At 50.2% G+C, this 2,465-nt stretch carries 4 protein-coding genes; 1 reads left to right on the top strand and 3 read right to left on the bottom strand.

The window, feature by feature from the left end; genetic code table 11:
* Positions 1-131, top strand: a 131-nt coding sequence (locus AB4Z19_RS30405; RefSeq protein ID WP_442037129.1) for an IS3 family transposase, incomplete at its 5' end; no start/stop codon positions are given.
* A gap of 410 nt (positions 132-541) precedes the next feature.
* Here the strand turns inward: AB4Z19_RS30405 and AB4Z19_RS30400 are convergent.
* The 3 genes from AB4Z19_RS30400 to AB4Z19_RS30390 all read right to left on the bottom strand — a co-directional run bounded on the left by AB4Z19_RS30400 (position 542) and on the right by AB4Z19_RS30390 (position 2,261).
* On the bottom strand, positions 542-943 hold the full coding sequence (locus tag AB4Z19_RS30400; RefSeq protein ID WP_442037127.1) for a hypothetical protein: 402 nt from the start codon (positions 941-943) through the stop codon (positions 542-544).
* Positions 944-1,033: 90 nt separating this feature from the next.
* Positions 1,034-1,345 carry a hypothetical protein gene (locus AB4Z19_RS30395; RefSeq protein ID WP_442027431.1) on the bottom strand — a complete coding sequence of 104 codons (312 nt, stop codon included), beginning with the start codon at positions 1,343-1,345 and terminating at the stop codon, positions 1,034-1,036.
* A gap of 58 nt (positions 1,346-1,403) precedes the next feature.
* Complete coding sequence (locus AB4Z19_RS30390) at positions 1,404-2,261, bottom strand: hypothetical protein (RefSeq protein WP_442027433.1); 858 nt, start codon at positions 2,259-2,261, stop codon at positions 1,404-1,406.
* Positions 2,262-2,465 lie beyond the last annotated feature (204 nt).

Raw genomic sequence — 2,465 nt, 5'->3', positions numbered from 1 at the left:
ACGACGCCAGGCAGGACATCTTCGACTACATCGAGATGTTCTACAATCCGAAACGCCGTCACGGATTTAATGACAGGCTTTCGCCAGCAGAGTTTGAGCGAAGGCATTTTGAACGGCTCGCGGGTGTCTAGCAGACTCGTGGCGATTCATCCAGCCCTTTTACTCGAACTAGATTCCCATCCGGTATAGCCTCAAACTGAACCCCACCCTTTAGTGCCGCACGTCCGTAGGTTTCCCAAACCGAAATTTTCTGCTCACAACCGAAACAAAGTAATTTTTCGCGGAGTCCTTTTTGTTCATGCCAGTCCCCCTTGTGCGCGAGAATTGACAGTAGCTCTAAGCGATGCTTTTCGTCATACAAAGGCTCGTAAAGAAACTCTGGAATTATGTGAGAGCGACACAACTGGCTCGGCTGCTTACAGAGAGCGCACAGCTTAACGTCGGTTCGGGTAGCCATTCTATGTCCATATAAGTCACACCGATCCGTTCCACGTAAAAAACCCAACGGCTGGTTTTGGCAGAAAGCGCAGATGTCGGCACACTAGGCCCAAAGCATTCCCGTGCAATAGAACAGGCCTTTCAACAAAAGGTTTACCGCAAATCCAATGCCGAACGCATGCCAGTTTGAACGCAGTTCGGCGCCGATCGATGCCCCACCTGAAAAGTCACCATATCGCGTAAGCCTCAGCACAGCCAATACAAGCAAGAATTGAGGAATCCCAATACCCAACAGGGAAGAGATCAAGTCAGGTGGAGTGCGCGACGCAACTACTACGAACGCGGCGCCGATACTTCCAAATATAACTGCCGCCTCACGTGCCTCCTCGGCACGACCTGCATCGAGCATGTTCCTGCGCACCAGGTAAGCAGTGGCAAAACTGCCTCCCACGAACGTTGCAATTGCAATGCCTGTGTTCTTGAATTGTGCCGTTTTATCCTGCATCAAAAAAGTAGTACATCCATAAAAATTGGGTTGGAATTCCGTTCTTACGCAACGTCGGCTTGTGGCCGCTATTAGACAGCAGCTCTGCCGCTACAAGCTAGGAAGCTCAGGCGTCATACTGAGCCATGCCGCTGGCAGCTCCGATTCGAGTTCTCGGAGACGTTCTTCGTAGCGAGGCCCAAGCACTCGCAACTCCCCGTTTATTCGCTCAATCAGGATCGGTACATTGCCGACAAATGAACATTCAATCTTTGTGCGGTCAGCAATAAATTCCGGCGCGTTGTAGAAAAAGACCCAACCATAGGGCAGCGCAACGACCCTTTCTATGTCCAGTGCCGCTTGATCGTCCGTGGCCGCTGACACCCAACAATCAGCAACTTTTCTAGCCGCGTTAAAAATCATTAGTTCTTCCCAATTGTTCAACTACCAAATCTCGCAGTTGGCCGATTGAGGCCAGCCCTCATGGCACCAATTCCATGCGACCGTCTGCCCAAACTCGTAGTACCTGCGACGCAAGCGGATAGGGTTGAGTCTTGAAGTCATCTGTAGCTCTGGTTCTGGCAAAGCTCTGGAATCCAGCACTGTTTTTTGTGCTCCAATTGACCAGAAAATCACGATTCGGGATTATTGCTAGAAATGGCTCTCCAAGAAATTTCGCCGCCTCATGTCGAACCCACGGAACCAGAAGGCGTACGGCGTCGTACCCGTCCTTCTCTTCTAACGCCAGGAAGCGATCTGGGTCCCCACTGCCCTGTAGCTTAGCGTCTTTGTTCCTAAGATCTAAATTCTTAAGAGCCGTATCGAAAAGAGTTTTTTCATCAATTTTCCACCGCACCCGATCCTCTTCCCTCACGTAGCTGTAACCATCCTTCTGAATCACTACGACAGCCAAATGGACGTCCTTTATGAAGGGCCGGGTAACGAGGACGCGCTTACCGGCAAATGGACGAAGATAATCTGCGGGCATAAACTGTAAAGAAACGATGCCTTCAGCCTCCCTCCAAGAATGAGGCAACTTCGACTCTCTCTCTTTTGCCTGCAACATCATTGAAGCAAAGTGCTCACGCATTACTGCCTCTCGCGCTGTCATGTTCAAAGGCGGGGCAGCCAGGCAGATTCGAGAACGAAGGTTTTGCAGGCCAAATTCGACTTTCCCCATCAAAACGATGTCCAGATTCTGGCTGCGGGTGAACGGACGAGTTGGGTATTCCTTCTGCAGGAAAGCCAATGCTTCTGTTTGGAGCTGTTGTGGTGTGAATTCACAGGCCACTGCGGGGAATGCTATAAGTGAAAGAACGAGGAAAATTTGACGAAACATTCTTAAAACCTAATTGTTTTCAACTGAGCAGTCTACATACATCGGGCGGCAGCTTCTGGCCGACTTCAGTCAATTTTTTTAACATTCGCCACGACGGCCCATTGAACAATAAAAGCGTCCGCTCGCCCTTCAAGCTTCATAGATCTTGCAGCTTGTATCATCAAATCCCAGAAGCGTCTCCCTTGGCGAGAATGGCCTGCAACT

The sequence above is a fragment of the Pseudoduganella sp. RAF19 genome (assembly GCF_052114165.1).
GTDB lineage: Bacteria > Pseudomonadota > Gammaproteobacteria > Burkholderiales > Burkholderiaceae_D > Rugamonas.
Note: the sequence above shows the minus strand (reverse complement) of the source record. Positions and strands in the feature narration are given on the sequence as shown.